Source organism: Thalassolituus sp. UBA675 (assembly GCF_002297765.1).
In the GTDB taxonomy this organism is placed as follows: Bacteria; Pseudomonadota; Gammaproteobacteria; order Pseudomonadales; family Oceanobacteraceae; genus Thalassolituus.
Genome location: NZ_DBNJ01000003.1, coordinates 136977 through 162781, shown reverse-complemented (window position 1 = coordinate 162781; position 25805 = coordinate 136977). Strand labels below are relative to the sequence as shown.

The 25805-nt window shown below is 52.5% G+C and carries 27 protein-coding genes and 1 other RNA gene; 21 read left to right on the top strand and 7 right to left on the bottom strand.

Going from position 1 to position 25805, the window contains the following annotated elements; all coding sequences use genetic code 11:
- Positions 1–64 precede the first annotated feature (64 nt).
- Together B3007_RS01575 and B3007_RS01570 are read right to left on the bottom strand one after the other, a co-directional pair.
- Complete coding sequence (locus B3007_RS01575; protein ID WP_068435893.1) at positions 65–1666, bottom strand: aldehyde dehydrogenase family protein; 1602 nt, start codon at positions 1664–1666, stop codon at positions 65–67.
- Between the two features lie 123 nt (positions 1667–1789).
- Complete coding sequence (locus tag B3007_RS01570) at positions 1790–3190, bottom strand: MATE family efflux transporter (RefSeq protein ID WP_068435891.1); 1401 nt, start codon at positions 3188–3190, stop codon at positions 1790–1792.
- 78 nt (positions 3191–3268) lie between these two features.
- Between B3007_RS01570 and B3007_RS01565 the strand changes: the two genes are divergently transcribed.
- The 3 genes from B3007_RS01565 to B3007_RS01555 are packed head-to-tail and all read left to right on the top strand — an operon-like array spanning position 3269 to position 5728.
- Positions 3269–3844 carry an elongation factor P hydroxylase gene (locus B3007_RS01565; protein ID WP_068435889.1) on the top strand — a complete coding sequence of 192 codons (576 nt, stop codon included), beginning with the start codon at positions 3269–3271 and terminating at the stop codon, positions 3842–3844.
- Between the two features lie 12 nt (positions 3845–3856).
- A complete protein-coding gene (gene rhlB / locus B3007_RS01560; protein WP_302473635.1) occupies positions 3857–5227 on the top strand; it encodes an ATP-dependent RNA helicase RhlB in 1371 nt (456 codons plus the stop codon).
- A gap of 15 nt (positions 5228–5242) precedes the next feature.
- Entirely contained in the window at positions 5243–5728 is a 486-nt protein-coding gene (locus B3007_RS01555; protein ID WP_068435884.1) for a hypothetical protein, read from the top strand.
- Here the strand turns inward: B3007_RS01555 and B3007_RS01550 are convergent.
- Genes B3007_RS01550 through B3007_RS01540 form a run of 3 tightly spaced genes read right to left on the bottom strand, consistent with a single transcriptional unit; the run spans position 5693 to position 8304 of the window.
- On the bottom strand, positions 5693–6445 hold the full coding sequence (locus B3007_RS01550) for an alpha/beta fold hydrolase (protein ID WP_068435882.1): 753 nt from the start codon (positions 6443–6445) through the stop codon (positions 5693–5695). The two genes, B3007_RS01555 and B3007_RS01550, sit on opposite strands and share 36 nt — an antisense overlap.
- Positions 6446–6457: 12 nt before the next feature.
- Positions 6458–7174: a TorF family putative porin gene (locus B3007_RS01545; RefSeq protein ID WP_068435880.1), complete on the bottom strand. Its 717-nt coding sequence runs from the start codon at positions 7172–7174 to the stop codon at positions 6458–6460.
- Between the two features lie 59 nt (positions 7175–7233).
- Positions 7234–8304 (bottom strand): DUF2817 domain-containing protein, encoded by a 1071-nt coding sequence (locus B3007_RS01540; RefSeq protein ID WP_297533921.1) that lies wholly within the window; start codon positions 8302–8304, stop codon positions 7234–7236.
- An 89-nt stretch (positions 8305–8393) separates the two neighbouring features.
- Here B3007_RS01540 and B3007_RS01535 point away from each other — a divergent pair, with 89 nt between their 5' ends.
- The 4 genes from B3007_RS01535 to B3007_RS01520 are packed head-to-tail and all read left to right on the top strand — an operon-like array spanning position 8394 to position 12004.
- Positions 8394–10166, top strand: coding sequence for an ABCB family ABC transporter ATP-binding protein/permease (locus tag B3007_RS01535; protein ID WP_301378938.1), 1773 nt, complete (start codon positions 8394–8396; stop codon positions 10164–10166).
- The gene (locus B3007_RS01530) at positions 10166–10927 is read left to right on the top strand and encodes a 5'-3' exonuclease H3TH domain-containing protein (RefSeq protein WP_273087354.1); all 762 of its coding nucleotides are present in this window, start codon (positions 10166–10168) and stop codon (positions 10925–10927) included. The genes B3007_RS01535 and B3007_RS01530 overlap by 1 nt, the downstream gene beginning before the upstream one ends.
- Positions 10928–10973: 46 nt before the next feature.
- A complete protein-coding gene (locus B3007_RS01525) occupies positions 10974–11390 on the top strand; it encodes an acyl-CoA thioesterase (RefSeq protein ID WP_068439594.1) in 417 nt (138 codons plus the stop codon).
- Complete coding sequence (locus B3007_RS01520; protein ID WP_068439593.1) at positions 11387–12004, top strand: tRNA-(ms[2]io[6]A)-hydroxylase; 618 nt, start codon at positions 11387–11389, stop codon at positions 12002–12004. Before B3007_RS01525 ends, B3007_RS01520 begins: the two co-directional genes overlap by 4 nt.
- On the opposite strand, the gene B3007_RS01515 is transcribed toward B3007_RS01520, so the two are convergent.
- Entirely contained in the window at positions 12001–12180 is a 180-nt protein-coding gene (locus B3007_RS01515) for a hypothetical protein (protein WP_068438634.1), read from the bottom strand. The two genes, B3007_RS01520 and B3007_RS01515, sit on opposite strands and share 4 nt — an antisense overlap.
- 123 nt (positions 12181–12303) lie before the next feature.
- On the opposite strand from B3007_RS01515, the gene B3007_RS01510 reads away from it, so the two are divergent.
- From B3007_RS01510 to B3007_RS01495, 4 genes are all read left to right on the top strand, one after another.
- Positions 12304–13215 (top strand): alpha/beta fold hydrolase, encoded by a 912-nt coding sequence (locus B3007_RS01510; protein WP_068443079.1) that lies wholly within the window; start codon positions 12304–12306, stop codon positions 13213–13215.
- Between the two features lie 77 nt (positions 13216–13292).
- Complete coding sequence (locus B3007_RS01505; RefSeq protein ID WP_084188703.1) at positions 13293–13757, top strand: DMP19 family protein; 465 nt, start codon at positions 13293–13295, stop codon at positions 13755–13757.
- A 125-nt stretch (positions 13758–13882) separates the two neighbouring features.
- Positions 13883–14458 carry a chalcone isomerase family protein gene (locus B3007_RS01500; protein ID WP_297533927.1) on the top strand — a complete coding sequence of 192 codons (576 nt, stop codon included), beginning with the start codon at positions 13883–13885 and terminating at the stop codon, positions 14456–14458.
- Between the two features lie 47 nt (positions 14459–14505).
- Entirely contained in the window at positions 14506–16134 is a 1629-nt protein-coding gene (locus tag B3007_RS01495; protein ID WP_297533929.1) for a response regulator, read from the top strand.
- A 129-nt stretch (positions 16135–16263) separates the two neighbouring features.
- Here the strand turns inward: B3007_RS01495 and B3007_RS01490 are convergent, their stop codons facing one another.
- Entirely contained in the window at positions 16264–18687 is a 2424-nt protein-coding gene (locus tag B3007_RS01490; protein ID WP_297533931.1) for a Lon protease family protein, read from the bottom strand.
- Between the two features lie 208 nt (positions 18688–18895).
- On the opposite strand from B3007_RS01490, the gene ybfE reads away from it, so the two are divergent.
- The 10 genes from ybfE to B3007_RS01440 all read left to right on the top strand — a co-directional run bounded on the left by ybfE (position 18896) and on the right by B3007_RS01440 (position 25802).
- Positions 18896–19165 carry a LexA regulated protein gene (gene ybfE, locus B3007_RS01485; RefSeq protein ID WP_297533933.1) on the top strand — a complete coding sequence of 90 codons (270 nt, stop codon included), beginning with the start codon at positions 18896–18898 and terminating at the stop codon, positions 19163–19165.
- Between the two features lie 90 nt (positions 19166–19255).
- Positions 19256–19352: signal recognition particle sRNA small type (gene ffs, locus B3007_RS01480), an RNA gene on the top strand.
- Between the two features lie 111 nt (positions 19353–19463).
- Positions 19464–21686 (top strand): DNA polymerase III subunit gamma/tau, encoded by a 2223-nt coding sequence (gene dnaX / locus B3007_RS01475; protein WP_301378943.1) that lies wholly within the window; start codon positions 19464–19466, stop codon positions 21684–21686.
- 43 nt (positions 21687–21729) lie between these two features.
- A complete protein-coding gene (locus tag B3007_RS01470) occupies positions 21730–22056 on the top strand; it encodes a YbaB/EbfC family nucleoid-associated protein (RefSeq protein ID WP_068442809.1) in 327 nt (108 codons plus the stop codon).
- Between the two features lie 3 nt (positions 22057–22059).
- Positions 22060–22587 carry a toprim domain-containing protein gene (locus B3007_RS01465; protein ID WP_301378945.1) on the top strand — a complete coding sequence of 176 codons (528 nt, stop codon included), beginning with the start codon at positions 22060–22062 and terminating at the stop codon, positions 22585–22587.
- A complete protein-coding gene (rnd, locus tag B3007_RS01460; protein ID WP_301378947.1) occupies positions 22584–23726 on the top strand; it encodes a ribonuclease D in 1143 nt (380 codons plus the stop codon). Before B3007_RS01465 ends, rnd begins: the two co-directional genes overlap by 4 nt.
- A 3-nt stretch (positions 23727–23729) precedes the next feature.
- Positions 23730–24023 carry a YcgL domain-containing protein gene (locus B3007_RS01455; RefSeq protein ID WP_301378948.1) on the top strand — a complete coding sequence of 98 codons (294 nt, stop codon included), beginning with the start codon at positions 23730–23732 and terminating at the stop codon, positions 24021–24023.
- On the top strand, positions 24020–24463 hold the full coding sequence (locus tag B3007_RS01450) for a YcgN family cysteine cluster protein (RefSeq protein ID WP_301378949.1): 444 nt from the start codon (positions 24020–24022) through the stop codon (positions 24461–24463). Before B3007_RS01455 ends, B3007_RS01450 begins: the two co-directional genes overlap by 4 nt.
- Entirely contained in the window at positions 24451–24870 is a 420-nt protein-coding gene (locus tag B3007_RS01445) for a hypothetical protein (RefSeq protein ID WP_301378951.1), read from the top strand. Before B3007_RS01450 ends, B3007_RS01445 begins: the two co-directional genes overlap by 13 nt.
- A gap of 263 nt (positions 24871–25133) precedes the next feature.
- Positions 25134–25802, top strand: coding sequence for a YEATS-associated helix-containing protein (locus B3007_RS01440; protein ID WP_068443108.1), 669 nt, complete (start codon positions 25134–25136; stop codon positions 25800–25802).
- Positions 25803–25805: the final 3 nt, after the last annotated feature.

Here is a 25805-nt window from a genome sequence, read left to right as displayed (position 1 = left end):
AAACTGTGGGACAGCAGTGCCGCAGTGCGGGGCTTTTTTATTTCAGGACAGATCACTGTTTTAATTAACGGTCGTTGTCGACCTTCCAGCTGCTCATCATTTTCTTCATGACTTTAGGAATAACGGTCAGATTAAGACCAATCCATTCGAACGCAGAGCGCGGCTTCGCGTAGGCAGTCATCTTCAGCATAGTTTCGTAGGTCGCTTCGTCGAACGGGAACCACCAGGCATTGTTTTTACTCAGTGTCGGTAAAATATCCCAGTTCACGATTTTTGATTCAGCCACTTCAAGTAAACCGAGGGCGCCATGTGTACGACCAATACCTGACTCTTTCGGGCCACCCCATTCGGTGTTGCTTAATCCATGGGTATACAGATGGTCGTTGACGGTAACCGCACCAGCGTGAAGCTGTTTGGCAACTTTTTTGCCGTGCGCGTTATTACGAGTCCAGACCGATGCTGTCAGACCGTACTGTGATTTATTCGCCAGTTCAATTGCTTCCGCCTCAGAGCTGACTTTCACAACAGGCATAAATGGCCCGAAGATTTCGTCCTGCATGAACTCCATATCAGAGGTCACGTCAGTCAGTAGGGTCGCAGGGAAGAAATAACCATTCTGGTTGCCGACGGCCTGAGACTGAGCTGCGATCTGAGCACCATTATCCAGCGCCATCTGAAGCTCTTTTTCGAGCTGCTGGAATTGCTTTTCGGTGGTTACTGAACCCATATCAGCGTCATGGCCGTTATCACCGTGGCGCAGTGCTTTGGTCTTAGCAACGGCCATTTTGATGAAATCGTCATACACTTTTTCGTGTACATAAACCCGCTTCACGCCACCACATGACTGACCCGCGTTCTGGTAGGCAGCCCACATGCCACCGTTTACGGCACGTTCGATAGGTGCATCTTCAAGAACGATCATGGCATCGTTACCGCCAAGCTCAAGACTACACGGTACAAGATACTCTGCACATGATTTCATAACCTGCTTACCCGCGAAGGTAGAGCCGGTGAAGAATATTTTATCCGCGCCGTTCTCAAGCATGGATGAAAGAACTTTTGAGCCGGAACCAACAACATGAGTAAACAGGCCATCAGGTAAGCCTGATGCTTTAACGACGCGCTCAATGGCTTCGCCGACCATAGGCGTCTGGGCAGCCACTTTAAGCACAACTGCGTTACCTGCCATCAGGCCCATAACAAGCTCACCAAACGGGATGCTGAACGGGTAATTCCATGGGCTGATGATGCCGAGTACACCGATTGGCTGAAAAACGCGCTTCGACCATTTGTTGAAGAACATCATGGACGCAGGAGGGAGCAGTTCATCTTTGAGCACTTTAGGCGCGTTCTTCGCGTACCAGGTACAGCTCATGATGGATGGAATAACTTCAGTATTCAGGGCATCAATTTTCAGCTTGCCATTGTCCTGGCTGATGATGCCTGCAAGTTCATCTGCGTTATCACGAATGTAATCTGCCATTTTCAGAACGTAAGATGCACGCTCTTTATAAGAAGTCTGTGCCCAGATTTTCTGAGCATCGCGCGCCCGATTAAACACCGTGGTGAACTCTTCCTGAGTTGTCAGTGGCAGACGACCAATTTCTTCAAGAGTCGCTGGATTAATACTGACTTCATACGCCACGTCTGGATTGGCTACATTCATGGTGAAATACCTGTGCGGGTTTCTGTAACTTTTGACGGCCAGATGTTAGCACAGTAAACCCGGCGCTGAACAAGTCGGTTCCGGCCTTGCAGAGCAGGCTAAATGAGCCAGTCTGTCGCTATGTCACTCGGAAGAGACGCCTTGGGAGCGGCGACTTACGACGCGCAGCCTCAGCAGCAGACAAACTGCTGCACAGCTTAGGCCGGCAATGAGTCCGATCCAGAACCCGGCGGCCCCCATCGGTTCTGCGAGCCCGTAAGCAAGGTACCAACCGGTACCAAAGCCAATGATCCAATAAGACAGGAAGGTAATGAGCATGACTACGAAGGTATCTTCGTAGGCCCTGAGCGCGCCAGCAGCAGCGATCTGAATTGCGTCGGGGATCTGGAATATCGCCGCGTAAATCAACAGGGCAGCGCCGATTGAGACAACGGCTGGGTCTGGGGAATAAAGATTCGCGATAATGCCAGCGCCAGACAGAATGACTGCGGCATTAAAGAGAGCCAGCAGCAGGTTGAGCTTTACTCCCAGCCAGGCACACTGTCGAGCAGGGCTGAGCGCTCCTTCGGGTGCATTGTTCTGCTGGCCGAGATGGTGACCCACTCTGACCGTTAACGCCATGCCAAGGCTGAGAGGCAGCATAAAGGTCACCGATGAGACGTTCAGTGCTACCTGATGACCTGCGACGATGACGGGACCTAAGTCGGTCAGGAAAAGGGCAATAACGGTAAACAGGCTGACCTCAAAAAATATGGCCACACCGATGGGAAGTCCAACACGGCTCAGGCTTTTTACATGGTCGCTGACGGTTGAGCGATAGAATGACAACAGGCGTATGCTTTGCTCGGCCCGATAGCGTCGGCAGTCCCATTGCAGCGCCCAGGTCATAAAGCAGACGACGATCGCGCTTCCGATGCCGCAACCGATACCACCCAGTTCCGGAAGGGGCCCCCAGCCATAGATCAGTGCCGCATTCACCGGAATATTAAGTATCAAACCAATCAGCATGATGCGGGTAACGTGATGGGCCTGGTCAACAGCTTCGGCATGGAATCTGAGTGCGAGGAATATTCCGGATATGGGCATCGCGGTTGCGATGGCCAGTAGATAGTATTTCGCAGTTGTTGCCGTATGCGCATCGTCAATCCAATAGGGAAGAGCTACAGCAATGGCGGCAGTAATACCGCCGAGAATGACGCCCGTCAGAAGCCCGAGCGATATGCCCGAAGCCAGCAGGGATTGTATGGCGGATGACGCCGATGGACCTGAACGTGCTTTGGCGACGGCCGGTGAGAGAGCAACGAGAACGCCTGCGAGAAATAGCCATATTGGCGTCCAGACGGCACTGCCAATCGCGACGGCGGCGAGATCACGGGTGCTCACGTATCCCGACATGACGGTATCAATGGTGCCCATACCGACCTGCGCGAGCTGTGTAAGAAGAATCGGGCCCGTAAGTTTAAGAATCGCTTTGAGGTCTGATGCTGGTTGCTGGTGGTAAGAGGTAGAGTGTGCGGTAGACATAGCGAAACAGAGGCTGAACCGTATAATTGACAGGCGCGGCTATTGTGCCTGTGCTTGATATTGAATAACAGAAAGAAAATGAACCTGCTAAAACAACCCGACGTCATCGAACTTTTGCCGGCCGATCTCGTATCTATTTTTGATCGGCTTTTCAGCGTCTCTGAAAACACTCGCCTGGTCTCAGGTGGTGGTGAGCCTGAATATCTCCCAGCGGATACTGAAGTGCCTTACCATAGAGTTATTTTCGCCCACGGCTTCTACGAATCTGCGCTGCATGAAATTGCACACTGGTGCATTGCGGGCGCTGAAAGGCGTAAGCTAGTTGATTATGGTTACTGGTATGAGCCCGACGGCCGTTCTGCTGAGCGCCAGAGAGAGTTTGAGCAGGTCGAAGTAAAACCTCAGGCATTGGAGTGGATACTGTCAGAGGCCTGCGGACGCAAGTTTCACATCAGTACTGATAATCTGGATGGCGACCCCGATGCGGTGGAGCTGGGGCGGCAAAAATTCCGTGGTGCCGTAGTCAAACAGGCGACATGGTATCTCAAAAACGGGCTGCCAGAGCGTGCTGAGATACTAAAAGAGGCGCTATTGGATTATTATCACCGCCATACACTATTTGGTACGCATCTGTTTGTGCCAGAAAATATCTGAACGGAGATAGGTTTGTTAAAGAAACTGTTCAAATCCAACGCCTCAAAGCCGGCGCCGGAATCGAAGAAGCCCGCAGCTGCTAAAAAGGCCCCGGCTCAGAAAAATAAGCCAACGCAAAATGCCAAAAGTCATGGCTCTAAGCGCAACGCTGGTGGTGATAAGGCCACGGCACAGAATAAAAAGCCTAAGAAAGAAGTGATCGAGACTCCATGGAGTCTCTCGGATTTCAAAGTTGAGCCTCAGGAAGGAAAAACCCGTTTCCACGATCTTCAGCTGCCTGATTCTGTGATGCGCGGTATCCATGAGTCCGGGTTTCAGTATTGCTCACCGATTCAGGCGGAGAGCCTGCCAGCAGCGCTGACAGGTCGTGACATGATTGGTCAGGCGCAGACTGGTACGGGTAAGACAGCCGCCTTTCTGCTGACGATTTTCAACCGTCTCCTGACTGTCCAGCCGGAAGAGCGCTTCGCCAGTGAACCTCGTGCTCTGATTATTGCACCGACTCGTGAGCTGGCACTGCAGATTGGTAAAGATGCGGAAGCACTGGGTAAATACACCGGTCTGAATACTGTCACCGTTGTCGGTGGTATGAACTATGATTCGCAGCGCAAAATGCTGCGGGATCATGTGGTCGACGTACTGGTAGCGACACCGGGCCGTCTGATCGACTTTATGCGGAGTCAGGATGTGTTCCTGGATCAGGTTGAAGTGCTTGTCCTTGATGAAGCTGACCGCATGCTCGACATGGGGTTCATTCCTGATGTGAAGCGGATTGTCCGTGGGACACCGCCAAAAGAATACCGTCAGACCCTGCTGTACTCCGCAACTTTCAATTTTGATGTGCGTATCCTGATTGATCAGTGGACCACGAACCCGATGAAGGTTGAAATCGAGCCGGAGCAGGTAACGACTGATCGTGTTGATCAGAAACTATATCTTTGTGCCGACTCAGACAAATATAGCTTGCTGGAGCGGGTCCTGAACGAAGAGAAGCCAGAGAGACTGATCATCTTCGCCAACCGTCGCGACCTGACCCGTAATCTGTGCGATAAACTGAACAAGAACGGCCACGTTGCTGTTCTCCTGTCTGGTGAAGTCAGCCAGGACAAACGGGTCCGTACACTGGAGCGTTTCCGTGACGGACGGGTAAATATCATGGTTGCCACAGACGTTGCTGGTCGCGGTATTCACGTTGACGGTGTCAGTCATGTTATTAACTACACCTTGCCGGAAGATCCGGAAGATTACGTTCACCGTATCGGCCGGACGGGCCGGGCAGGTGCCAAAGGTGTATCGGTGAGCTTTGTGTCAGAGGATGATGCGTTCGTACTGCCGGACCTCGAAAAATACCTCGGCACCAAGCTGGAACTGACGCAACCCTGAGGATTAAGGCTGGGTATGTGCTGGCGGGTATTTCTGTCTTTCGTACTATTGGTTCCAGTGACCTACGCGCTGGAACCGCAGGACGCAGCAAGTTATTTTGCTATCGAGGCGGTAACGCCTCAGCAGGCTGAACTGTGCCTGGAATCTATGAGGTCCCCGCTGATTCATAACAGCGAAGGCGACCATGTGAATTCGTACTATTACTTTGGCGTTCACAATGATCGGACACTGATTGGTCTTGAGCGGGTAAAGGGGGCGGATTATTCCCAATATTTCAGCTTGCTGGTGTTTGATCAGACCACGTTGCTTGGCTACTACCGCAATATTGCCAGCCTACCGCTTTTTATTGAGCCGGATGGGCAGCTATCCTTTCCGCGCGGTGTTGAACTGGCGGACACCATATACATTGATCAGGATGAATTTCCGGCTCTTTGCCTCGCCGGGCAGCCATGCGTCGATTGGGTATCAGTCGGTACGCGGTGTGAGCTGAGCGCGGATTGATTGCTCCAACCAGCTCGGATCGTCCGCGGGTAAGTCGTGCCCCGCAGAAGGGTGTGTGAACAAAGGCTTCTTCCAGCGATGCGCAATGCGCGCTGTACACCCCGGTTTAACTAACCTGTCGCCTGCCGCATTGTAAAAGAACACGTCATGGACTGGGGCACTGGTCGGGCCTTTGTAGCGACTTGCGGCGATCAGTTGCACGAATACGTTACGCCAGCGCAGCGGGTGTTCATCTGCAAAACGAACCCATGGGGCAGATTCACCAGCGGTAAGTGCGCGGTTTATGGTCAGATCAAAAATGGTCCGCTCGAGTCGCAGGCGGTCGCCAAAACAGAATAGCAGCCTGAAAAATGACACGGCCGTCATACGCTCCCACGGATAAGACATATTGGCGAGGCTGGTATTGATCAGATGGAGTGATTCAATCTCGTCTGGGTACTGGCGGGCCCATTCTGCAGCAATCATAGCCCCCATAGAGACAGCAATTACCGTTATCGGCCCCTCGTGCTCAGCGCGAACCTGTGCGCGAATGTTTTCCATCATAGACGGAATGTCAGAAGGGGTTGTCTGGGAGTACTGATAGCCATTGCCTGGCAACTCAGGTTGAATAACCTGAAAGTCCTCTGCAAACCTCTCCGGAAATTCCAGCCAGTGATAACGGCTGCGGATCAGGCCCCGAAGAAAAACGAGTACAGGTTTATCAGAGGACGGCTTCAAGCGTTTATCCTGTTACCAGATACGGAAGAAGCGGTGGACGCTGAACTGAATCAGAGTGCCTGCATCGAAGTCGCCACCCAGATTAGTGCGTTCCAGGGTCAGGCGGTAATCCCAATGATTCCAGGTTCTGGCGGCTCCTACTCGGAAGTGCCAGTAATCGTCAGCCGTCGAGCTGCCGAAGTTCGTCGTTTCGTCGGTACCGTCTAAGCGATGATTGGCGCCGTAGAGTTCGATTGAAAAAGACCCGGTCTGAAAGGTGTAGGCTGTTTCGAGGGTATGCAGGTTGTATTCGCTGCCGTAATAACCGTCTGCCGCCCGGTATCCCAGAGTCAGGTTGTTGTCCCACAACAGACGAAGTGCTGTTTCGTTGTATGCATCACCTTTTTCTTCAGCGTCACCATGGAAAGTGAAGCGCGTCAGGCTGGCATCAACAGACCATGCTCGCCAGAGCGGCAGGTTAGCACCGCCATACACATCCCATTCGGAGTGCAGGCTATCTGCGCTGCCGTGGTCTACGTTACTGCCCCAGGCGCCAGCATAAAACCCTGAGTTATGGGTGGCCGTCATGCCTGCCTGCCAGGCGGCTTTGCCGCTGGTCTGGCTTATGCCGTCACGCACAAATTCAGAGGTGACTCCAAGGTCGGCGGTAACATCAGCCAATGCGGCATGGTGACAGGTCAGTAAAGCGGCTGACGTGAGTGATACAAGCAGGTATTGCAGACGTGGCATAAGGTTACGAAATCCGTCAGATACATCAGGCGCCTAGTGTAGCGGAAGCGGCGCTCGCTTCACACTGCCGGTGTGATATTTCCGCTCATTCCCGGATACCAGCGTTCAAGTGCAGACTGAAGGGCTCTCGTCTGATCTGCCGCTGATTCAGGCGCCCACTGCGGCATGGTCCGAGCAGCAGACATCAGAAAGTCGAACAGAACCAGATGCCGACGCAGAATCCGCTGTTGGCGGTGGGGTAATACCGGGTTAAACAAACCGTGATAACGCAGGAGGTGTCGTGGGTTTTTCTTGACCCAAAGCCAGGAGCCCATTTCCAGAGTGATAGGAATAAAACAACCTTCTGGTTGCATCGCCCGGTAATCATCGTAGAGGTAATCCCACATGTCACCGTTGGTGGTATAGCTGTGCGCCTGCGGCTCAAACAGATACTGCTCGTGGCTGGGGAAGCTGTGTTCAAACAACTCAGTCAGCGTATGGGCAGCGCCTATTCCGGGCCATGGGGCAGTGCTTTTAGCGTATGGAAACCAGAGCCGGTCGCGGGTGCCGAAGCCAGAGTGGCAGTCGAGGCTGATGCAGTATTTCTGATCGCGCAGAGCATGATGAATGGCGTCGCTTAGCGCTTGATTCTCGGGCTCCATCGGGCGGCCAGGTTTGCCGCGGTACCAGGGCAGAGCGGAACTGATACGTTGGCCGCCCACCAGCCATGGGGTTTTGCCCTCGGCTTCGACCGGCGCATTGCGCATCAGATCCACACCGTTAGGGTTGCAGCGCGTATTCTCAGCCATGCCACCCGGGTTAACGATAGGGATGATTAATAGCCTGAGGTGTTCAAGTTGATCGCGAATAACAGGGTCCCAGTGCAGACGACGCACCAGGCTCTTCATAAATGACAGAATGACCTGGGTGCCAATGCGTTCGACGCCATGTACACCGCCAACCAATGCCAGCACCGGAGCATCTTTAGCAGTACTGCCCATTTCAAGAACATAGAAAGGAAGATGTTCACCCTTGTGCTGTATGTGAGCAGGTACACGAATCCGCATGTACTGTTTGCCCTCTTCGATGAGGGACTCAAGTTCTGCCAGTTCTGGCAAAGCCGCGTTAAGGCGGGAAATGCGTTGAATCACGTTGAGGTGAACCTTATGCTCTTTGGCCTTTTGACTATATCTAACAGGTTACACCGCCAATGAGAAGCTTCCAGTCAACACCGGTGGACATGCCTGACAAACTGCGCGTTCGTCGTTGGCTGACTACTATCTGGCCCTTTCTGCTGGAGTATCGCGGTCGGGTCATCGGGGCGATGATTTGCCTCTTGTTGGCCAAGCTGGCCAGCGTGGTTATGCCATTTTTGCTCAAGTATCAGGTCGATCATCTGGATGCAGCTGGCACCATTGGTGAGAACTGGTGGGCGGCGTTCCCGCTATTACTGTTGCTGGCTTATGGCACCGTGCGGTTTATGACCGTGTTTGCCGGGGAGCTCCGTGATCTGCTGTTTGGTCGGGTCGCAGAGCGGGTGATGCGCAGAATGTCACTGGCGTTGTTCCGGCATCTTCACAGCCTGAGTCTTTCGTTTCACCTGGATCGTCAGACGGGTGCATTGCAGCGTGATATTGAGAGAGGGACTAACGGCATTTCGTTCCTGATGCGTTTTCTGATTTTCAATATCCTTCCGACATTTCTTGAACTCGGTCTGGTTATCGTTCTTCTCTTAATTAATTACCCGCCTGTGTTTGCCGGGATCACCCTGGTGGCCGTTGTTCTGTACGTCGGCTATTCAGTGAAGGTCACGGAGTGGCGTACGCGCTATGTGCGGGAAGCCAATCAGATGGACTCATCAACGCATGCCCGGGCGCTTGATAGCCTCCTAAACTATGAGACGGTTAAGTACTTCACCGCGGAAGGGCGGGAGTCGGCTGACTACGACGGTTCACTTGCCCGCTGGGAAAAAGCCCGACGAATGAACCGCTTGTCGCTGTTTACCCTGAACAGTGGTCAGGCGCTTATTATTTCAGTCGCCATGGCCTGCATGTTGATGTCAGCAGCGCACTATGTGCTCATCGGGGAGATGACGTTGGGTGACTTCACGCTGGTGAATGCCTTTATGTTTCAGCTTTTTTTGCCTCTGAACTTCCTTGGCTTTGTTTATCGCGAGATTAAGGCGTCGGTCGCTAATATTGAGAGGATGTTTGTTCTGCTCGATATTGAAACCGACGTGCCCGATAACGCCACCAAAGGCCTGAATGTGACTCGCGGTGAGGTGGTGTTTGATCGGGTCGGTTTTGATTATGGCAACGGTCGGCAGGTGCTTAACGATCTGAGCTTTTCTGTGCCCGCAGGAAAGACGCTCGCGCTTGTTGGCGGCAGCGGCGCGGGTAAGTCAACGATAACCCGGTTGCTGTTCCGTTTTTACGATGTGACATCCGGTCAGATACGTATTGACGGTCAGGGTATAACCGATGTTTCTCAAACGTCGTTGCGGCAGGCCCTGGGCATCGTTCCGCAGGATACCGTCCTGTTTAATGACACACTGAGAAATAACCTGCTTTATGCCTGCCCGGATGCCAGCGAGGCAGACCTGCAGGACGTTATACAGATGGCAAGTCTGGACAGGCTGGTTGCAGAAAATCCAGCCGGTCTGGAAACCGTCGTGGGGGAGCGAGGGTTAAAGCTGTCTGGTGGTGAAAAGCAGCGCATTGCCATCGCCCGAATGCTACTTAAAAGACCCGCCATTATGGTCTTTGATGAGGCGACTTCATCGTTAGATTCTGAAACTGAGCGCAGCATTATGAAAGAGATTCGCAGGGTGTCCGAAGGGCATACCGCGTTAATCATTGCGCACCGTCTATCGACGGTTGTCGATGCCGATGAAATTGCGGTTCTCGAAAACGGACAGATCGCAGAACGTGGCAACCACAGAGAACTTCTGGCAAAGAACGGTCGTTACGCGGCGCTATGGCAGGCTCAACAAGCCTCTGGGGAGATTGGCTGATGCATCTGCTGTTAATCGATGCGATGAATCTGATACGCCGGGTCTATGCTGCGGTGGAAGACTCTGAGTTTGCGGCTGAAGCAACCCGCAATAAAGTGATCGATATCATTGGTGCTAACGTCCGGGGGCGCAAAGCCACGCATCTGTTGATGGTGTATGAGGATCAGGAGCCGACCTGGCGTCACCGCATCTGGCCAGAGTATAAAGCCGGGCGTTCGCCCATGCCTGAAGCGCTGGCCAATGATCTTTCTGAGATGCGAGCGGATCTTGAACGCAGCGGTATTCATAGTTACCGCATGTCGGGCTGGGAAGCGGATGATGTGGTTGCAACGGTGGCGGACCGGGCTGCCCGTAGCGGCCTTCAGGTAACCATTCTGTCGACCGATAAAGGCTTCTGCCAGCTGGTGTCAGAACGTATATCTGTACTTAATCACTTTGATCGATTTCTCTGGAATGAAGAAGCTGTGCACCAGCGCTGGGGACTGGCACCTGCTCAGTTGACCGACTATTGGGCTCTGTGCGGTGATCAGACAAATCATTTGCCGGGCGTGCCGGGCATCGGTAAGAAGGGCGCCGCTCAGGTTCTTGATCTCTGTGGTAGCCTGGATCATGCGATCGGCTGGCCAGAGGTATTGCCCGAACGTCTTTCAAATGCGCTGGAACAGGGCATCCCTTCGGCGATCCGGACTCGTGTTCTGGCGACCCTTCGAACCGACCTCGAGTTAGGGATCAGTCTCTCTTCATTGAGGGCAAAGTCGTGATCGGCTAAACTTGCCCGCCATTTTGACAGGCCTCAGCGGAGCAGATATGTCTTCTCAGATAAAAGTTCGTGGATTCCATATTGATGTGTACCAGCACGTTAATAACGGGCGCTACATGGAGTTTCTGGAAGAAGCTCGTTGGGAGTTTATGGATCACACTGGCTTTGCCGAAAAAATCGCTGCGCTTGGGCTTTCGATGGTGGTGGTAAATACTAATATCAACTACCGCCGCCCTGCGGTTATCCATGATGTTCTGGACCTCGGGATTCGTGTGGCAAAAATTGGCGGCAAAAGCGCGGTTTTTGAGCAGACAGTAACCCGCCAGAAAGATGGTGTAACTGAGATGGTGGTCGACGCCACGGTGACCTTCTGTGTGATGGACCCGGTGGCCGAGAAGGCTGTTCCGCTCGAAGGTGAGATCCGGACTATTCTTGAACAGGTTGCAGAGGAAGCCGGGGCATGAACCTTGATGACGTGATGGCAGAGATTAATCAGTTCCTGCTATGCCCAACACCGTCCGCCTGGATTGATGTTGCTCTCGAAAATCAGGAATTACTGCTGATTGACCATGCTAACTGTGAAAAAAAAGCAGCCTCGACAGCAATGAATCTTCTGTACCGCTACATTGATCGCGATGACCTTCTAAAGAAAATGAGCCAGCTCGCGCGCGAAGAGCTGCTGCATTTCGAACAAGTGGTTGGCATCATGAAGGATCGCGGTGTCAGCTATCGTCATGTGTCGTCGTCACGTTACGCTTCTGGGTTGCGCGAACTGGTTCGCAAGGGCGGAGAGGATGAGCTGGTCGATGTGCTTATCTGCGGCGCTTTAATCGAAGCGCGTTCCTGCGAGCGGTTCGCGGCGCTGGTACCACACCTCGACGAGGCCTTGGCCAAATTTTATCGTTCCCTGCTTCGCTCAGAGGGGCGCCACTACCAGGACTATCTGGAACTTGCCAGACAGTATGCGGGAACAGATATCCAGTGGCGGATTGACGAGTTCCGTGAAATCGAGCGTGAGCTGATTATGAGTCCGGACCCGGAATTCCGTTTCCACAGCGGCGTTCCTGCCGCCGCTTAATCCTGACAGGCGCGAATGATCTTGATGCAGATATCGGTTTCGCGCTGATACGTCGCTTCATCAATAGCGCCAGCCTTAAGGTCCCGACTGGCTTGCTCAAGCCGCGCCTCTGCGTCTTTTAAGTCGGTAAACATGCGGTTGGCTTCAAGTGCTTTTAAGGTTACTGCTGCAGTCATGGGTGGGCTCCTCAGGACGTTCTGATGTCACAATCAAACTAGACTCCCTCTCAGAACTGCACCAGTAGCTATCGTTCCTAAGACCTGCAATGATTACAATTTCTTTAACAGAGTGATCGCAAAGTGAACAAACTCCCGTTAGATGGCGCAATCTGCGCTGGGCATTCATTGGACACCCGGCAGGTAGCTGGACTGGCTACCTACGATTGCATTGAGGGTGAAGGAGAACCGCTTCATTTTCTTCACGGCAACGGTTTTTGCGGACTCACGTTAGCTCCCCTGGCAGAAGAAGTTACAGATGGAAGTCATCCCCTGCTGTTCACTGATTTACCAGGACATGGCGCCTCAGGGGGGCCGGATGTCAACGCACAGCCAGACTGGAATGATATGGCTGACCGCGTTGCAAACAGTATCGCCGCTCGCATTGACAGGCCAGTAACGGGGATAGGTCACAGTATGGGTGGTGTGGTGACGCTGCTTGCCGCAGCGCGTTATCCTGACTTGTTTTCCCGAGTTGTGTTGCTCGATCCGGTTCTGTTCAGCCGCGAAGTTATTTTTTACCAAAGACTGATGAGAAAAACAGGGCTGTGGCAACGAACGTCTCTGGTACGCTCGGTCGCCCGGCGTCGTTCGGACTGGCCGTCTGTGGATGCATTGAAAACAGACCTGTCGACCAAGTCGCTATACCGGAACTGGACTCCTGGAGCACTGGACGCATTTGCTCACTACGGAACTCGTACAACCGAGGCAGGTGCACTAACACTGGCCTGCGACCCTCGTTGGGAGGCCTCCATTTTTGGCTCTTACCCGCGTGGTCTCTGGCAGGCAGTCAGAACGGTCAGTGTGCCGGTCGATATTGTTGTCGCCACACGTTCATATCCATTTATCCGTCCAGCAGTAAAGCGTGCCGTGGGCCGGAATAAGCGTATTTCGCAACATGTATTTGATGGTGGTCATTGCTTTCCTATGGAAGCGCCAGAGGCCGCAGCGGTGCAAATTAATGACATATTGGTCGATTCCGGCCGGGGGCTATGAAAACCTTTGTCAATTTGCGCGCTCTGGGCTAAGGTGGTTTTTACTTGGGCAATTAAGTGAGTTTCGAGTAGGACCCTATGAACATGGAGATTCAGGCAGCCTTAGATGTTGCCGATGAGACTGATTCCTTCCTGCAGATCACGGATGTGATCTACGACAAAGAAGCCGAGAATGGCTATGACTCCCTGAATGAAGCAGAGAAAACTGTCTTCTGTCTCGATCAGTTGCTGAGAGAGATGGAGAACGGTGGTTTCGTGCAGTTCGTTCACCACGAAGCAGGCGCTAAAGCGGAAGACACGCTCGAAGCACTTGAGCGTATTAAAGCGCCAGTGTCGGCTGGTCTGCTTGATCAGATAGTCGATCTGTTTCCTGATCGTAATATTCCTTCAGATGAAGATGATCGCATTGATGCTTTCGATAATATCGAAAGCGAACATGCTGATAAAATCGCAGCTCTGGATGATCGTTTCTACGACAGCGGTGAAAATCTGGTCGGGTTGACACTGCGATTTGTTCAGAAAAACCTGCGTGAGTTTCACTGATCAAACAGGTGGCAAGGCTGTTTATGAGGAGGGGCGCTTGGGTCAGTATCGGCGCGAGTTGAGGCTTATCTTGTAATATCGAGGGCAAACGCTGAAACTATGTAGCAGCAATAAAGGGATTGCCTATGATTATAAAAATGGTCTCATCGTGTTTTTTGTGTACAGCGCTGGCTCTCTCTGCCTCCGCTGCATTAGCAGATGTAAAGCTCAAAGGTGTATCTGTACCAGAAGAGGTTACTTTTTCTGGTCACACTATGGTTTTAAATGGTGCCGGTGTTCGGTCTCGTTTTTTCATCGATGCGTATGTCGCCGCATTGTACCTCCCGGAAGTTTCGACTGACGCAGACGGGATTCTTGCCTCCGGAAGTCCGCTGGATATCCGTGTCGTTATTATTTCGGACCTGGTGACCGCTGATCGTTTTGCAGAGTCTGCAATGGACGGCTTCGTCAGATCTACCCATGGAGACCTGGGTCCGATACGTCCTCAGGTTGAAACTATGATCAAAACCTTCCGGAACTCTTTGTCGGTCGGCGATGTCTTTGATCTGGTTTATAACCCCGACGCCGGAACCGAGATTTATCGTAACGGTGAGCTTCTTGAAGTTGTTGAGGGGCTGGATTTCCGTTCTGCAATGGCTGGTATCTGGCTCTCTGATGACCCGGTGCAGACCAGTCTTCGGGAAAAAATGCTGGGTCTTTGAGCCGGAACAGGGCTTTGAGTGCAGAAAATAGTGCAAAGGATTGCTAAATGACAGAAACAGAACTCACGCGCTCGGGAAGCGATCTGTTACCTGACGAAATACCCGTTCTGGTTGTTGATGACGACCAGTCGGTACTCGATGTTACGAGTCTTGTTCTGTCCCGCTACCGTTTTGAGCAGCGACCTGTCACGGTCATTCAGGCCAGGTCTGCGGCGGCAGCGAAAGATATTCTGTCATCCCGCGATGATATTGCAGTTCTGTTTCTCGACGTCGTCATGGAAGAGGATGATGCCGGCCTTAAACTGGTTGAATGCATTCGCGAAGAACTCAATAACCAGAAGATCCGGGTTATTCTCCGTACCGGTCAGGCTGGTTTCGCGCCAGAATATCGGGTTGTTCAGAATTACGATATTAATGACTACCTCGCCAAAAGTGAGTCCACGCAAGAGCGTCTCTACGTTTCCCTGACGACAGCGCTTCGAGGATACCGGGATATTCTGTTGTCCGAACATTTTGCCACGCTGGCGATGAATGCTGAACGTGAGCGTGAACTTGTCAGCGAAGCTCTGGAAGAAAAATCGCGATTCCTTGCACACCTCAGCCATGAGGTACGTAATCCTCTGACTGGTATGGTTGGCATTATTGAGTTGCTCGGCGATGCGGATGAAACGGAGCGTACAGAGTTGTTGCAGGGGCTCGAATTTACGACACAGACTCTGCTGGGTGTAGTTGATGACGTGCTTGATGTGGCTAAAATTGAAGCGGGTAAGTTCCGACTGCAGGAATCCGCATTTAATGTTCGTTACTGGCTGGAAAAAACAGCGTCAACCTACGAAGCGATTTTACGCCAGAAAGGAATTCGTCTGGCGTGTGAAGTTGCTGAAGATATTCCCCTCAACCTGATTGGTGATCAGGCCCGGTTGCGTCAGGTTTTATCTAATTTTCTCAGCAATGCTGCGAGATTTACGCCTACGGGTGGCCAGGTCGCGGTGCGACTGAATGGAGCCCGAAATGGTGAGCAGTGGACCCTGTTTGTATCGGTCAGTGATACAGGGATCGGTATTGCGCCAGATCGTCTGACTTCTGTGTTTAAGCCCTATGTTCAGGAGACTGCAGCTACTGCAGAAGTGTATGGTGGAACAGGGCTTGGCCTGAGTCTATGTCATGACCTGGCTTCACTCATGGGTGGGAGTGTCGGTGTGACCAGTCGTCAGGGAAAGGGGTCGACGTTCTGGCTGGAGGTACCGCTTGGCATTGATAGCTCGCTGGTTACGGGGAGCCAGGACCGGCCGGCTTATAAGGTTCTCGTGTGTGAAGACGACGCAACCAATCAGAGAACCATGCAGGTAATTCTGGAAAAAAAAGGTCTGGACGTTGATGTCTTTGATAACGGCCGGGAGCTTATCGACAGCGATGCGTGGCGAATGGCTGACGCGATTATTATGGATTGCCATATGCCAGAACTTGGCGGTATGGAAGCAACTAGAATTCTCCGCTCAGAAGGTAGCGAGCTGCCCGTATTGGCGCTAACTGCTGGAGTGTCTGACGCCGAGCGGCAGGACTGTCTGGAGGCTGGTATGGATTGTGTTATCAGTAAGCCTGTGGATTATTCAATGCTTTATGATCAACTGGTTTCGCTAATTATTAAGGGGCGTCACCCGGTGCGCATTGCCTGACGCTGACGTGTTGCTGTGACGTCTGATCTTGATAAGAAGAAGGGCTGAAAACTCAGCCCTTTTTATTTCTGTCGCTTTGTATCTGTACTTCTATTTCAACCCATTTGAATCCCGCGGTCACCTGTCGGTTTATTTTACCGAAGCGTCATCTTCCGGCGACTCCCCATCTTTGCGAGAAGGGTCAGTCATGCGGGCGATGGCTTCAAGGCGTTTGATGATTTCTCCGTTTACGCTACCTTCTGGGAAATTGCCCTCTGCATCTGCGATACCAGGCTCCCGGTCCAGCAACAGATGGATGGCTTCGTCGACGTGGCGCACGCAGTAAATATGGAATTCACCGGCCTCGACGGCCTTCAGTACATCGTCATGTAAAACAAGATTACGCTGATTGGCTGCTGGGATAATTACCCCTTGCTTGCCGGTCAGTCCCCGAGCGTTGCAAAGACGGAAGAAGCCTTCGATCTTCTCATTCACGCCACCGATGGCCTGGGCTTCACCGTATTGGTTGACCGAACCTGTAATAGCAAAACTCTGATCAATCGGCGAGTGAATCAGAGCCGAAATAAGACAAATCAGTTCAGCCATAGAGGCGCTGTCACCATCGACGTAACCGTAAGACTGTTCCATTGCGATATGAGCAGAAATAGCGAGAGGGAATTTCTGTGCGTAGCGGTTCCCCAGGAAGCCTGAAAGAATCATAACACCTTTAGAGTGAATCGCCTGACCCAGAGCGACTTCACGTTCGATATCGACAATACCTTTTGAACCCGGATATACCGACGCTGTAATTCTGGCAGGTGAGCCGAAACTGGTGTCGCCGAGTGACATCACGGTCAGTCCGTTAATTTTACCGATGGCGGTGCCGGTGGTCTCGAGAAGCACTGTGCCGTCCAGCATCTGCTCAAAAAGCTTGTCGTAGACTCTTCCAGTACGTTCCTGTTTGGCCTTAAGCGCACGATCGATATGAATTGTGGTGATTAATTCGTCCTGCGCCAGCTTGCGAATGAAGTCGGCTTCAGCGAGTAGGTCAAACTGATCACCAATTAACGCGCTTAAAGTATCCTGCTGTTCAGCAAGGCGGGCGCTGTGTCGGACCATGCGCTCAACGGCGGCTTTGTCGAGGTCGGCGTATTGCTGCTCTTCGATCCGGCTCTTCAACAGTTGAGCGTAGGCCTGAACGTGGGGTTCAGTCAGTTCGATATCACTGTCGAAATCGACCAGTGTGCGGAACAGACGCTTAAAGTCTTCGTCGTATTCCTGAAGCAGGTAATAAATCTGACGAGAGCCAATAAGCACCAGCTTAAAATCGAGGGGGATAACATCTGGCACGAGTGATGTTGTGTTCAGCAGGCCGACCTCGGAATAGGGCGATTCCATCTTGAGCTCGTTGGATTGCAGTGCACGTTTCAACGCGTCCCACACGAAGGGTTCGGACAGCACTTTCTCGGCATCCAGAATCAGGTAGCCGCCGTTGGCTTTGTGCAGCGCACCTGGGGCGATTTTCTGATAATTGGTGACCAAGGCGCCTTGCTCACTGACGTACTCTATGCGTCCGACGAGGTTGGCGTACGACGGGTGGGGCTCGTAGATCACCGGCGCGCCACTGTCAGGCGCATGATGCGTGGCAATATTTGGCAGCAGTGAATCTTCAAGGCTGCTGCGTTTCGCGTACTCTTCACGCAGGTCCATCAGGCGCTCTTCGACCAGCTCTTCCAGAACAACGGACGGAAGGTGCTCTTCCATCACCGTGATGTAGTCCATCACTGGCTCATGATGAGAAAAGGCTTCGCGAATCGGAGCGAGCAAGGGAGTGATCGCCTCGCGAATCGTTTCCTGATTCAGGCGACGAAGCTCGTTGCTGCTTTCGCGTTTCCATTGTGGCAGTTCTGCAAGTTGCTCACTGAGCATGTGTTCAAGCTCAGCGATGTCATTGTGGAAGGTTTCCCGCTCTTCTTCGGAGAGCTGAGCAAATTCGGTCTCATCCAGTGCTTTGCCTTCGCGCATTGGGGTGAAACTGATAGCGTTTGAATCCCGGTATACGGCAACCCCGCGCTTGTGCGCTTCCCGCTCTACCGTTTCGATCGCCCGGTCATAACGACGGTTAAATGTGTAATCAATGGCCGACTTTTTCTGTTGATAGGTCGGGTGCTCCAGAACGGCTGGAAAGCTGGCAATCAGCTGATCAATCAATTCGGTCATAAGCCCGCGGAAGTCACTGGCCTCCTGTGGGAGCAGGGCGAGAACTTTGGGCTCGCGCGGATTATTGAAGTTGTTTACGTAGCACCAGATGTCTGGGGTCTTCTGACGCTTGGCCTCGCTTTTCAGATAGTCGCGCACGTAGGACGAGCGACCGGTTCCGGTGTCTCCCATAACGAATATGTTGTAACCGGGGCGTTCCATTGCAACGCCGAACTGGATCGCGTTGACGGCTCGCTCCTGACCCAGAACCCCGTGAAAGGGCTCAATATCCGCAGTTGTTTTGAAGTCGAGAGAATCGGGGTGGATCGTCTGTGTGGCAAGAGAGTGGGGTAACGCTTGGGGCTTCTGTGTCATTGTCGCTCTGATGTCGCTTCTTTAATGAGGTACCCAGTTACAGTATTGCGCTCGCCGCAGTATGACAAGTCTGATTAGAGAAAAGCGCACACTGGTAAGCTCTGTCAGTTGCTTTTGTGCGGTTCTCGGGGATAATTCACGCTTTGTTGGCATCTGTTGCAAACAAAGTGTCATCGCAGTATTCAGAATGTGCAGTTAAGGTAGCTCCATGTCGGTCCAGCCGGAAGACAGAACAACGATAGATATGTTCAGCTCGTCAGGGCCGGGCCGCCCTCGCAGTAACCCCTATGACAGAACTCAGCAGTCTCGCCTTAATAAACGCAGTCAGCGTCTGCGCGACAAGCATGCTGGCTTGCATCGTCTGGAAGTGAAATTGCCTGCGCACGTCGTAGCCGCTCTGGATGGCGCTGCTGACGAGTTAGGTTTGTCCCGTGCGGAAGTAATCACCAAAGCACTGGAGCAGTGGCTCCACATCTGACGCAATGAATTGTTCATAAGACCTTGATTCTGAAGCGGGTTTTGGCTAATGTACGCCTCCCCGCTGATCGCGGGGCGTTATGGTGGCCTTTGTCGGTCCCCTCGCAACGATACACCGCGAACCCCGCCAGGTCCGGAAGGAAGCAACGGTAGTGGTCGACTCGTGTGCCGGGGTGTGGCTGGCAGAGGTCATCTCCAGTTTCTCTTCCGTATTTTCCTTTCCAGATTGTCACTGACTTTACCCGCTTATCCAGTTATTATGCGAGCTGAATACAGGTATTCAGGCCGAATAGATTTTCATGAGTTATCAGGTACTTGCGAGAAAATGGCGTCCGCGTTTCTTTGATGAAATGGTCGGGCAGGAGCACGTTCTGCGCGCGCTCATCAATGCGCTGAATGAAGGGCGTCTCCATCATGCGTACCTGTTTACCGGCACCCGCGGTGTTGGTAAAACGACGATTGCCAGGATTCTGGCCAAATGCCTCAACTGCGAGCAGGGCGTCAGCGCAAGACCCTGCGGCGAGTGCTCTTCTTGCCGTGAAATTGCAGAAGGCCGCTTCGTTGACCTGATTGAAGTCGATGCAGCATCCCGTACCCGTGTTGAAGATACCAGAGAGCTCCTTGATAACGTTCAGTACGCGCCTACAAGAGGCCGCTTCAAGGTCTACCTGATTGACGAAGTTCATATGCTCTCAACCCACAGTTTTAACGCCTTGCTGAAAACGCTCGAAGAGCCGCCGGAACACGTTAAATTTCTGTTGGCGACGACCGATCCACAAAAGCTCCCCGTGACTATCCTTTCGCGCTGCCTGCAGTTCAGCCTCAAAAATATGACGCCTGAACGTATTGTTGGTTATCTGGGTAAAGTGCTGCAGGCGGAGTCTGTGCCGTACGACGAGCCGGCGCTCTGGTCTCTGGGGCGTGCTGCGCAGGGCAGTATGCGGGATGCGTTGAGCCTGACAGATCAGGCCATTGCCTTCGGTGAAGGTGAGGTTCATGAGTCGCAGGTCAACTCCATGTTGGGCAGTATGGATCGCGGCAGGCTCTTCAGGCTGGCCGAAGTGATGGCTAAGGCCGATGCCAGCGAAATCCTGGCGGAGACCGCTTCGATGGCGGAGCACTCTCCGGATTATGACGAGATTCTGCAGGGGCTTTTGCACATCTGGCATCGTGCGTCACTCGCTCAGGTTGTTCCTGATGCCATTGATAATGCCGAAGGCGATCGTGAAGCGATCCTGCAGTTGTCGATGGCGATGCCCGCCGAAGATCTGCAGCTGTGTTATCAGATCGCGCTTCAGGGGCGACAGGACCTCGCGATGGCACCAGAGCCTCGTCAGGGCTTTGAGATGATATTGCTGCGCATGCTGGCATTCCGTCCGGCACCTGATGTCGTACCTGAACTCGACCTGGCGTCGGCGCTCGAAAAAAAAAAGCCACTGACAGCTCCAGCGGCTGAAGCTGTTTCTGGGGTTGGTAGTGGGGTCGTTCCGGAGTCTGATTCAGAGACTGCTGCAGGTACTGCATCAGAGCCGAACGAGCCTGCAGGGCAGTTCGAATCTCTCGGTTCTGTTTCGCCTGCTTCTGAGCCCGCTATTGCTGAGCCAGAAAAGTCAGAACCTCAGATTGCGACGCCTTCCGCTGCAGAGCCTATGGGTTCAGAGCCTGTAAATTCAGAGCCTGTAAATTCAGAGCCTGTAAATTCAGAGCCTGTAAATTCAAAGCAGGCGCCAGAATCAATGGTAGCTACGCCCCAACAACCGGAACCATCCGCGACGCCAATCATTACAGATCATGCTGTCTCTGCGGAAAATTTAACGGCCGCTGATGCTTCTGTTGATACCCCTGCAGAGGCGCATTCCGGCAGCTCCACTGGCGCTCCTGTTGAGGCTCCAGCCGATATCCCTGTCCAACAAGATGTCCCTGTCGAATATGAGTCTGCGCTGGCACCAGTGATGCCTGGTGATGAGACGCAGGAACGTCGCGATGGCTCTCTGGCCGACCTTATGGAGAACCCGGTTCCGCAGGCCGTGGTTGAGCCAGTGAGTGAGCCGGAAGTGTCAGGCTCATCGCCAGCGGCAGATGTTGAAGCCGAGTCGTCTGCCATGGCGAGTGTCGACGAGTTGCCCGAGCTGGCTCCTCATACCTGGCATATGTGGGTTGATCATCTGGCGCTCGCTGGATTACCTATGGCAATTGCCCGAAACAGTGCACTTATTCAGCGTGAAGAGGCGCCGGAAGGCACTGTGCTTGAGTTTGATGTCGATCCCGCACAAGGCGCGTTGTACAACGATACCCAGCGAGAGAGAATCGCAACGGCTCTGAGGGAATTTCTGCCAGGTGTGACACTCAGAATGACTCTCACTGCAACACGTGGAGAGACACCGGAGCAACGCAGGCAGCGGCTGCTGGCCGATGCGCTGTATTCAGCGCGTCAGGCAATCGACAGCGACCCTCTGGTGGACCAGATAGTTAATGAATTAGGCGGGCAGGTCATCGAAGACACTGTCCGCCCGAATACCTGACGTTTAATAAAGAATTGACCTGAAGAATTGAAGAGAGGTACGCATGATTAAAGGTGGAATGGGCAACCTGATGAAGCAGGCTCAGAAGATGCAGGAGCAGATGGCGAAGGCTCAGGAAGAACTGGCTTCTGCAGAAGTGACAGGCGAAGCCGGCGCGGGTCTGGTGAAAGTCGTTATGACTGGCCGTCACGATGTTAAGCGCGTCGACCTTGATGATTCCATCATGGAAGAAGAAAAAGAACTGCTAGAAGATCTTCTTGCTGCTGCTGTGAATGATGCCGTTCGTAAAATCGAACAGAATAATCAGGAGCATATGTCGAAGCTGACATCAGGCATGGGGCTTCCTGCAGGCATGAAGCTGCCGTTCTGATTCATGGCCAGCCGACCGCGTGACTATCAGCTACTTTGCGAAGCATTCGATGGCTTGCCCGGTATCGGTGCGCAGGCAGCAGAGCGGCTGGCGGAATGGTTGGTCTATCACGGTGATAGCAGGCAGCTGGCGGAGGTCCTGACGCGCATTAACGAAGCGGGGCTCTGTCGGCTCTGTAATCGTATTCAGTGCCAATCGGAGTGCCAGGCCAATGGCGCTTGCGCCGATTACTTTCTGGTGGCATCGACGGAAGCGGTACTCAATCGGTTGTCTGATATTGTTGATTATCAGGGGCCGCTGTTTGTTTTGCACGGTGAGTTGTCGCCAGCAAGCGGGGTCGGCCCCTCTCAAATAAATATGGATGATCTGCTTGCGTCCGTTGAGCGCTTCCCAGAGGCGACGTTGTTGATACTCAGCGGTGATTCCGTTGAGGGGCGGACGACCGCAGAATATATTTTCCGGCGCTCGGGGCGGGCTGGTGAGCGTGTCAGTGTTGACCGTGCGAGTGAGATATTAAGGGGTCTTGATTGACTGAACCTAGAGTACAGACTGAAGTGCCGGTGCCGGAATGGATCGCGACGGATCAGCAACTTAACGATGCCTGCATCAGGTGGTCTTCGGCGGATTTTCTCGCGGTGGATACTGAGTTTGTCAGAACCAGTACGTTTTATCCCAAACCTGGCTTAATTCAGGTCGCGGATAAACATGCGTGCGCATTGATTGACCCTCTGGCAATCAACGACTGGAGCAAGTTCAAAGCTCTTATGCAGAGCCCGGATGTTGTGAAAGTATTCCATTCATGCGCCGAAGATCTTGAAGTCTGTAAGCGTATTTTTGATGCCGTACCGAGCCCCTTGTTTGATACACAGATAGCGATGGCGCTGTCGGGGTATGGTGGTTCTGTAGGGTTTCAACGAGCCGTCAGTGAATTGCTAGATCTGGATATTCCTAAAGAAGCAACCAGAACGGACTGGCTTCAGAGGCCACTGACTCCGGTGCAGATGGAATACGCGACCGCAGATGTGTTTTATCTTTTTCAGATTTATCCACGGTTGAAACAAAAGCTCGAGAGTCTCGGAAGAGAAGCGTGGGTTGAGGAAGAGTGCGAACGTCTTGTAGTCGCCGCGAGTCAACCTGATACAGACTTCACAGGTGCGTTTCAGCGAGTGAAGTCAGGCTGGAAGCTAAGGCCGCAGGAACAGAGCATTCTGCAACAGCTGGCTGTCTGGCGTGAGGAAGAGGCGCGGGCGCGTGATGTCCCGCGAAATAAAGTGGCGGATGATCCAGCGCTGTGGAATTTATCCAGATTTAAAGCACGTAACCGCGATCAGCTTTTCAAAGCAGGGTTACGGGCAAACATCATCAAAGAGTGTGGCAAACAGGTTCTGCAGATTATTCAGCAGGCACAGAGTACTGACTCTGATGAATGGCCGGAGTTGTTGCAACGGCCGCTTTCTGTTGATGACGGTAATCTGATGAAGCTTCTGAAAAAAGGCGTAATTAAAAAAGCGGAATCGCTCAATATTCCGCCGGAAGTGCTGGCCAACAAAAAAGCGCTGGAGGCGTTAATGCGCACCCCGGACAATGAATTGCCACCCATACTCCTTGGGTGGAGAAAATCAGAAATAGGTGATGCCCTCTTGGCGCACCTGAAAGAGATCAGGCAATAAATTATGACGGCGACTAAGCGCGTTTTGTGTGACGTTTATAAAACACGTCGCAAGGATGAGATGTACCTCTACGTTGAAAAGAAAGAGGGGTTGGCTCGTGTACCGGATGAGTTGAAAGAAATGTTTGGTAAACCTGAACTGGCATTAACCCTGTTGCTGACGCCAGAGAAAAATCTTGGTCGGGCAGATGCTGAAAAGGTTCTCGCTGATATCGAAGAGAAGGGCTTTTATCTACAGATGCCTCCGGCAAAAGAACCCTATATGCTGGATCTCTTCTGCCGAAAGGACGACGAATGAGTGCGGACCGGCGCTTCTGGGAAACGACACCTTTAAAAGAGATGAGTCGGCAGCAGTGGGAATCCCTCTGCGACGGTTGTGCTTTATGCTGTCTGCATAAGCTGGAAGACGAAGACAGTGGTGATGTTTATTACACCGATATTCACTGCCGCTATATGGATAAGAGCAACTGCCAATGCACAGTTTATAAGGAGCGGCAGACCTACGTGCCTCACTGTGTCTGGTTAACACCAGAGCAGGCTTCTGAGTTTCACTGGTTGCCAGAGACCTGTGCTTACCGCCTTGTTGCTGAAGGTAAGCCACTGCAAGAGTGGCACCCGCTATTAACTGGGGATGCAGACTCCGTTCATCGTGCTGGTGTATCCCTTAAAGGGAAAGGCGTTGCTGATAATCTTGTGAATGAAGAGGATTGGGAAGATCACATTATATGGAAAGCCTGACTGATTATTACGCCTTCTGGGCCATTTATATTCTGGCTGGTCTGCTCGCATTCTGGTGTTGGGGGAAAATGGCGTTCTGGGTAAAACAGCGTGGAGTTGCTTATCACATTTACAGTGCGGTGGGTGCCATTATCATCTTCACGCCAGTGCCGGTTCCTGATGCCAGTGTTGAAGTGCTTTCGCCGGGGTTTATCGCGGTACCATTCGCTTTAATATCGGAGGGTCTGGCCGGGTTGGAGCAGTTTGTTACCTGGTTTTCAGTCTCGGCAGGGATAGCACTGTTGGTGACTCTGGTAGGTCTGGTAGCAGGGCTTGCGCCCAAGCCAAACGTGCAGGAAAAAGATCGCGAAACGCCCCCTCTGCGCGCTAAAAACGCGGCTCCAGTTAAGGGAAACCCTTTCCGCTGAACGGTGCAAGGACTGCTGTCTTGCTTGTCTGTCAATCTCTATCTGCAGCTGTGATCGTGCTGTTTTGGCACAACGGAACATACTTCCATGTCCCTCCTGTATCTTTGTTCTGCTGTGACTTACAAGCTGATACGTACATTTCTGGCTAACTCTCAAAACTTTGCTAGTTTTAATTCATACCGTGCCCAGATTGGGCACAGAATTAAAAACGCATGTCTGATTAGTGACACAGGCACCTGGCGGTGCTACTGAGGGTTTAGAAAATGGCTAACCATATATTCATTCTTGCTACCGTAATGCTTCTTGCAGGGATCTTCGGCGGTCTGGTGAACTTTTACCTCTACGGTGATAAAGATCCGGATTCGGCAAGTCTTCCGCGATTTCTGGTTGTAGGTGTGGGCGCATCGTTCCTGGTACCGGTTGTTCTGGATATGGTGAACAGCGAGCTGGTTCTTGAAAGTCAGGGCGACCCCTCTCAGCTACTCATTTTCACCGGTTTCTGTCTGGTTTCAGCGCTGCTGAGTCGCTTTGTTATCGACAATATGTCGGATCGGATTCTCAACGAAGCGAATGTTGCTCGTCAGCGTTCTGAAGAAGTCGAGCAGGATCTTCGTATTATTCAGAATGAGCTGCTCCCTCTGATTGATACTGAAACCGAAAAAGACATGAGTGGTTACGATCCGCAGATGGCGAATGTGTCAGAAGAGCTGGACACAACCTCTACCCAAATCCTCAAAATTCTGTCCAACGGTCGGTATATCTTCCGCTCACTGGCAGGGGTGTGTCGTGAGTGCAATCAGGAAGAGTCGACAGTACTGAAAACACTGCACGTACTGACTACACGTAGCCTTGCAGGCAAGGTGAGTGGTAAGAATGGTGTGCGCTGGCACATCACAGAGAAAGGTCGTCGTGTTCTCGAAAATAGCCTCTGATTC